This is a genomic window from Anaerolineales bacterium (assembly GCA_022866145.1).
Classification (GTDB): domain Bacteria; phylum Chloroflexota; class Anaerolineae; order Anaerolineales; family E44-bin32; genus PFL42.
The window spans coordinates 1-6470 of sequence record JALHUE010000419.1 but is presented as its reverse complement, the minus strand read 5'-3'; the positions used below and the strand labels follow the sequence as shown (position 1 = coordinate 6470).

The window sequence follows — 6470 nt, the reverse complement described above, 5'->3', positions numbered from 1 at the left end:
TGCGGGCGATGGAGATCGGGGCCGATGTCGTGATCAAGGCCACCAAGGTCGACGGCGTGTACGAAAGTGACCCCGAGATCGACCCCTCCGCCACACGCTTCGACCGTCTGACCTATATTGACGCCCTCAATCGGCGGGTGAAGGTGATCGACAGCACCGCCATCTCGTTGTGTATGGACAACAGCTTGCCGATCCTGGTGTTGGACCTGTGGCAGCCCGGGGCGCTGCAGCGCGCCGTACAAGGTGAGCCGGTCGGCACGACGATCGCCGGGTAGGCCGGAGGCGGGTTCACCCCGCTTCGCAATCCGGCGGATTTGGGCTATCCTTGGAGCGCCTCAGCAGGTTCCCCTCGCCGTCAGGCTGCCCGGACAGTGGTCGGGGGGGAATCGCTCCGATCGCCGAGTTCGAGGGCTGGCTTCTGGGGGAGGGCGAGCCTGATGCGACCTGCCGCGGCGGATGAGATCATCCAACCGAGGAGAAGGCAATGATCGAAGATGCCCTGGCCGAAGCTGAGTCTCGCATGGCTGGCGCCACTCGCTCACTGGAGGAAGACCTCTCGGGGATCCGAACCGGGCGGGCCTCCCCGGCGCTGGTCGAGCGCCTGCTGGTTGAGTACTACGAGACCCCAACGCCGTTGATGCAGTTGGCGACGATCTCGGCTCCCGAACCCAGGCTGCTGACCATCCGACCCTTCGACCCGGCTAGCTTGAAGGACATCGAGCGGGCCATCCAGGCCTCGGACCTCGGGTTGACGCCCAACAATGACGGCAAGATGATCCGCCTGAACATCCCTGCCTTGACAGAGGAGAGACGGCACGAGTTGGTGCGCGTCGTACGCGCCAGGGTGGAGGAAGCGAAAGTGGCAGTCCGCAACGTGCGCAGGGATGTGCACAACGATATGCGAGAGTTCGAACGCGAGAAACTGATCTCCGAGGACGACCTCGAGCGGGGGGAAGACCGTCTGCAGAAGCTTACCGACCATCACATCGAGACCGTGACCGCTGTCGGCCAGCGCAAGGAAGCTGAGATCCTCGAGGTCTGACCAACCGCCGCCCATGGCCAAGAGCAAGAATCCCAGCGTCAAGCTCCCCAGCACCATTCCGGCCCACATCGCCATCATCATGGATGGCAACGGGCGTTGGGCCCGCAAACGCGGCCTGCCGCGCCTGGCCGGGCATCGGGCCGGGGTCGACAACTTGCGGCGGGTCATCCAGGCCTGCACCGAGTTCGGCATCCGCTACCTGACCATCTATGCCTTCTCGACGGAGAACTGGGCCCGTCCGCCGGAGGAGGTGCGCGGGTTGTTGAACATCCTGGAGGACGTGATCGACCGGGAGCTGGATGAGCTGCATCGCAATGGAGTGCAGCTTCGCCATATCGGGCGCCTCGAGCGGCTCGAGCCGCACTTGCAGCAGAAGGTCCGCTACGCGATTGATATGACGCGCCAGAACCAGCGCCTGGTGCTGAACATTGCCTGGAACTATGGCGGCCGGGACGAGCTGGTCTGGGCAATTCAGCAGATCGTGGCCGCCGGGCACGCACCCGAAGACATCGATGAGAGCCTGATCTCCCGGTACCTGTTCACTGCCGATTCGCCCGACCCGGATCTGATCATCCGAACCTCGGGCGAGATGCGCGTCAGCAACTTCCTGATCTGGCAAGGCGCCTATGCCGAACTGTACGTGACCCCGACGCTCTGGCCCGATTTCGGACGCGAGCAGCTGCTCGCCGCCCTGCAGGCCTTCGACCAGCGCGAACGGCGCTTCGGCCGGGTTCGGGCCCCCGCCCGCGGGTCTTGAATGCTCAGGCAGCGAGTGTTGGTCGTCTTGCTGCTGCTGCCGATCGGCCTGGCGGTGATTCTGGCCGGTGGCTGGTGGTTCGCCCTGGGCATCGCCCTGATCCTCGGGCTGGCCGGCTTTGAGTATGGACGCCTGTTCCTAGCCGCTGGCCAGCGACCGAGCCTGCCTCTGCTTGTCGGATTCTGTTGCTTGTTTGCCCTCGCCCGGTACGCCTGGGGATTCGGCGGAGCCCCTGAGCTGCTGGCATTGGTTTGCCTGCTCGGGATGGCCTGGCATCTGGTGGACTTTGAGCGTGGGGCGCCCAACTCGGGTTCGGATATGGCGCTCACCTGGGGCGGGGTGTTGTACCTGGGATGGATCGGCGGCTATTTCGTATCTCTGCGCACTCTACCGGATGGCGCCTGGTGGCTGCTGTTGGTCCTGCCGTCCGTCTGGTTGGCGGACAGCGCGGCCTACTTCGTCGGCCGGCGCCTCGGCCGCCACAAGCTTGCCCCCCGCTTGAGCCCCAAGAAGACGTGGGAGGGCTATCTGGCGGGCGTCGCTGCCGGCTCGGTTTCGGGGGCCCTGCTGGCAGTGGTCTGGAGCCGATGGGCCGAGAACCCCTTGCCGTTCTCGATCGTGAATGGGCTGATCATCGGCACGGTCCTGGCGGTCGTGACCACGCTGGGAGATGTCGGGATCAGCATGATCAAGCGCCAGGTCCAGGTGAAGGACTCGGGCAGCCTGCTTCCGGGGCACGGCGGCGTGCTGGACCGCATCGATTCCTGGTTGTGGGCCGCGGTTCTCGGCTACTACTTGGTGCTCTGGCTGGCCCGGTAGCCACCGGCTGGGGCCGGCCTTGCGAGGAAGGCTGGGACGTGCTATAATCCTGACGTTCCAGCAGGAACGGGTTCCGGGCAATTCCCCCGAACTGAAGATCCATAACTCGCCTATTGTCCAGCCCTCATCGAATCGATTATTTCGCTTTGTGCTGTAGATGTCCTCGGCCGGGCCGATCGCCAAGGCCCAACCCTTGCCGACCATCTTCAGGGAGTCCAACCACATGAATATCTCCCAACTGGAGTCCATGACCCTGACGGAGTTGCGGGCGCTCTCCAAGGACATGAATGTCCCCGGCGCGGCCCGCATCAAGAAGGAGGACTTGATCCTGCGCATCATGCAGGCCGAGGCCGAGCGCCAGGGCCTGGAACTGCGCGGGGGAATCCTCGAGATCATGAACGAGGGCATGGGCTTCCTTCGGGCCGATCACTACCTCCCCGGACCGAACGACATCTACGTGTCGCAGTCGCAGATCCGCCGGTTTGGATTGCGCACCGGCGACATGGTTATCGGCCAGATCCGCCCGGCGAAGGAGACCGAAAAGTACTACGGCTTGCTGCGGGTGGAGTCGATCAATGGCCTCGATCCCGAAGAGGCCAAGAGCCGGCCGAAGTTCGAGGACCTGACGCCGATCTTCCCGCTGGAACGATTTGACCTGGAGACCGATCGCTTCACGCTGTCCACCCGCCTGCTGAGCCTGGTCTCGCCGATCGGCAAAGGACAGCGCGGCCTGATTGTCTCCCCGCCGAAGGCGGGCAAGACCACCGTGCTCAAGGAGGTGGCGAACGCCATCTCCACCCGCTATCCCAACGTCCACCTGATGGTGGCCCTGATCGGGGAGCGGCCGGAAGAAGTCACGGACATGGACCGCTCGGTGGACGCCGAGGTGATCTCATCCACCTTCGACGAGCCGGTCGCCTCGCACGTGCGGGTGGCCGAGATGGCGCTGGAACGGGCCAAGCGGCTGGTGGAGTGCGGGCGAGACGTCGCCATCTTGATGGATTCCATCACCCGCCTGGCACGTGCCTACAACTTGATGGTCACACCGTCCGGACGCACGCTGTCGGGCGGCCTCGACCCGGCGGCGCTCTATCCGCCGAAGCGCTTCTTCGGCGCCGCCCGCAATATCGAGGATGGCGGGTCGCTGACGATCGTCGCTACCTGCCTGGTCGACACCGGTTCTCGGATGGATGATGTCGTGTACGAGGAGTTCAAGGGAACCGGCAACCTCGAGCTGCATCTCTCGCGCCGACTGCAGGAGAGGCGCATCTTCCCGGCCTTCGATATCGAGCGTTCGTCCACCCGCCGGGAGGAGTTGCTGCTGGGTCCGGACATCACCCCGCGGGTGTGGCTGATGCGCAGGATGTTCTCGCACATGGTCAACCCGCCGCCGGGGGGTGCCGGGATGGACATCACCAGCGCCACCGAGGCCATCATCCAGCGCCTGGCCAAGACCGAAAACAACATGGAATTTCTCGAGCGCCTGACCGAAAGCGATGACTGACGACACGCCTGCGGCCTCTGGCCGATCGTGGAAAGGCGGGCTGCCATACCTGCTGGCCGTGCTTGGTCTGTCGGCGGCGGCATGGGCCATCGCCCTCAACCTCGGCGGGCTGCAGCCGGCAGCCGCCCAGCCGGCGGCCGAGCCAGCCCCGGCTGAGGTAGCGCTGCCCGGTTTCTCCCAGGCAGGCCGGGATCTGGCGATCGGCCGGCGGAGCTTGCTTGAGACCGATGCGCCGGTGCGCTCCCGCGTCGATATGCTGTTGTATACCGTGCAGAAAGGCGACTCGGTGTTCGGCATCGCCGACAAGTTCTCCATTAAGCCCGAGACCATCCTGTGGGGCAACCTGGAAACGTTGAACGATGATCCGCATGTGATCCAGGCAGGCATGGAGTTGCGCATCCTGCCGGTGGACGGCGCCTACCACGAATGGAAGAGCGGCGACAGCCTGGAGGCCATCGCCAAGGAGTTCGGCGTCGACCTGGCCACGATCCTCGAATGGCCCTCCAACCGAATTGACGAGACGATGGCCGTGGCGGAGGGCGCCGGACTGATCATCCCCGGCGGCTCACGCCCCCTGCGCTCGTGGTTCATCCCGACGATCGCCCGGGGCAGCGCCGGCGTAGGCTCGGCCTACGGCGCCGGCGGATGCAGCGGGGATTTCTCGTCGGGCGCGGTCGGCACCGGAGGTTTCATCTGGCCGAGCGCCAACCACTTCACCTCCGGGAACGACTACTGGTCCGGCCACCTGGCGATCGACATTGCCGGAGCCCTTGGCGACCCGATCTGGGCGGCGGATGGCGGCGTCGTCGTGTACTCGGGCTGGTCGAACGGGGGCTACGGCAATATGGTCATGATTGACCACGGTACCGGCTGGCAGACCGTGTACGCCCACCTATCGGACACGCGGGTCGCCTGCGGCCAGAGCGTCGGCCAGGGGCAGGTCATCGGCCATATGGGCTCAACCGGCAACTCGACCGGCACTCACCTTCACTTCGAGACTCGTCTCCAGGGCGGATTTGTCAGCCCATGGTCCGTGCTTCCCTAGCGCGACATAACGTGGGCTTGACGCCCCATCCGCCGACCGATATCATGCCGTCTCCAATGGACAAACCCGAGAGCAACCCACAGACCGGGCCGCAAGCCGCGACGGCGCCGGGCGAGCGCCGGCCTCGCCTGAGAACCGCGGGTCAGGTTTGGGAAGAAATCCGCCGCCGCGGCTGGCGGGAGAACCTGCTGCGCTTTGGCAGCCACGCCGGATTGATCCTGGTGATCGTCTTGGGTGTGTGGGCCGTGCGCCGCGGCTTGAGCGCCCTGCCGGACAGGACTTCCGAGACGGCTGCCGCAGCCGGGGCCGAACCCACGCCGGTGGCAGAGCAACTCCTCTCCCTCGCCGACCTGCCGGCCTTCGCCGCCGGCGGCCCCGTGACGTACTTCGGGATCGAACGCCAAACCGACGTTCACACCGTCGTCCCCAGTCGCCCGCGGCTGGAGATCGTCAAGTATCTCGTGCAGAAGGGCGACACGCTCTTCGGCATCGCCGAGAAGTTCAACCTCAAGCCCGAGTCAATTCTGTGGGGCAACTGGGTGGAGCTTGACGGCGACCCCCACACGCTGCAGCCGGGACAGGAGCTGAGCATCCTGCCGATTGACGGCGCGCTGCACCTATGGAGCGCGGGTGAGTCGCTGGAGGGTGTTGCCACGTTCTTCCGTGTCTCACCGACCGATATCCTGGAATGGCCCGGCAACGCTCTCGACCTTGACATCGACATCGCCAACCCGGGGATCCCGGAGGGTACGGCCCTGGTGATCCCGGATGGCAAGCGCGACGCACCGACCTGGAAGTCGCCGCGGATCACGCGGGCCAACCCGGCCTCGGCCTCGATCCTGGGAGCGGGCGCGTGCAGCGCTGTCTCGGACGGCCCGATCGGCACAGGGTCCTTCGCCTGGCCGACGTCTTCGACTTGGGTCTCTGGCTACAACTACAACCCGGGCGTGCATCCGGCCATCGACCTCGGGGGCTCAGTGGGCAATGGCATCTTCGCGGCCGACAGCGGCGTGGTGGTGTACTCGGGCTGGAACGACTGGGGCTACGGATACGTGATCGTCATCGACCACGGCAACGGGTGGCAGTCGCTCTATGCGCACTTGAGCACGATCAATTCCGGCTGCGGTCAGGCGGTTTTCCAGGGGCAGGTGATCGGTGGCATGGGCTGCACCGGCAACTGCTCCGGTCCGCACCTGCACTTTGAGTTGATGAACGACTCGTATGGCAAGGTAAACCCGCTCGATTTCCTTCCGTAGCTCGGCGACGAGAACCAGATCGGACCTTCGATGAGCTATGGAGGGGG

General features: G+C 65.3%; 7 protein-coding genes. All 7 read left to right on the top strand.

Annotation, left to right across the window (positions count from 1 at the left end):
- A partial coding sequence (locus MUO23_12630) for a uridine monophosphate kinase (protein MCJ7513800.1) occupies positions 1-275 on the top strand: 275 nt, incomplete at its 5' end.
- A 209-nt stretch (positions 276-484) separates the two neighbouring features.
- The gene (gene frr, locus MUO23_12625) at positions 485-1042 is read left to right on the top strand and encodes a ribosome recycling factor (protein ID MCJ7513799.1); all 558 of its coding nucleotides are present in this window, start codon (positions 485-487) and stop codon (positions 1040-1042) included.
- Between the two features lie 13 nt (positions 1043-1055).
- Positions 1056-1799 carry an isoprenyl transferase gene (locus tag MUO23_12620; GenBank protein MCJ7513798.1) on the top strand — a complete coding sequence of 248 codons (744 nt, stop codon included), beginning with the start codon at positions 1056-1058 and terminating at the stop codon, positions 1797-1799.
- A complete protein-coding gene (locus MUO23_12615) occupies positions 1800-2618 on the top strand; it encodes a phosphatidate cytidylyltransferase (GenBank protein ID MCJ7513797.1) in 819 nt (272 codons plus the stop codon).
- A gap of 223 nt (positions 2619-2841) precedes the next feature.
- Positions 2842-4122 (top strand): transcription termination factor Rho, encoded by a 1281-nt coding sequence (gene rho / locus MUO23_12610; GenBank protein ID MCJ7513796.1) that lies wholly within the window; start codon positions 2842-2844, stop codon positions 4120-4122.
- The gene (locus MUO23_12605) at positions 4115-5167 is read left to right on the top strand and encodes a LysM peptidoglycan-binding domain-containing M23 family metallopeptidase (GenBank protein ID MCJ7513795.1); all 1053 of its coding nucleotides are present in this window, start codon (positions 4115-4117) and stop codon (positions 5165-5167) included. Before rho ends, MUO23_12605 begins: the two co-directional genes overlap by 8 nt.
- A 56-nt stretch (positions 5168-5223) precedes the next feature.
- Positions 5224-6423 carry a M23 family metallopeptidase gene (locus tag MUO23_12600; GenBank protein MCJ7513794.1) on the top strand — a complete coding sequence of 400 codons (1200 nt, stop codon included), beginning with the start codon at positions 5224-5226 and terminating at the stop codon, positions 6421-6423.
- The last annotated feature ends 47 nt before the right edge of the window (positions 6424-6470 follow it).

Bases quoted from the DNA above. Each gene is read 5' to 3' on its own strand.
- frr (MCJ7513799.1), top strand. From the start codon at position 485: ATGATCGAAGATGCCCTGGCCGAAGCTGAGTCTCGCATGGCTGGCGCC.
- MUO23_12620 (MCJ7513798.1), top strand. From the start codon at position 1,056: ATGGCCAAGAGCAAGAATCCCAGCGTCAAGCTCCCCAGCACCATTCCG.
- MUO23_12615 (MCJ7513797.1), top strand. From the start codon at position 1,800: ATGCTCAGGCAGCGAGTGTTGGTCGTCTTGCTGCTGCTGCCGATCGGC.
- rho (MCJ7513796.1), top strand. From the start codon at position 2,842: ATGAATATCTCCCAACTGGAGTCCATGACCCTGACGGAGTTGCGGGCG.
- MUO23_12605 (MCJ7513795.1), top strand. From the start codon at position 4,115: ATGACTGACGACACGCCTGCGGCCTCTGGCCGATCGTGGAAAGGCGGG.
- MUO23_12600 (MCJ7513794.1), top strand. From the start codon at position 5,224: ATGGACAAACCCGAGAGCAACCCACAGACCGGGCCGCAAGCCGCGACG.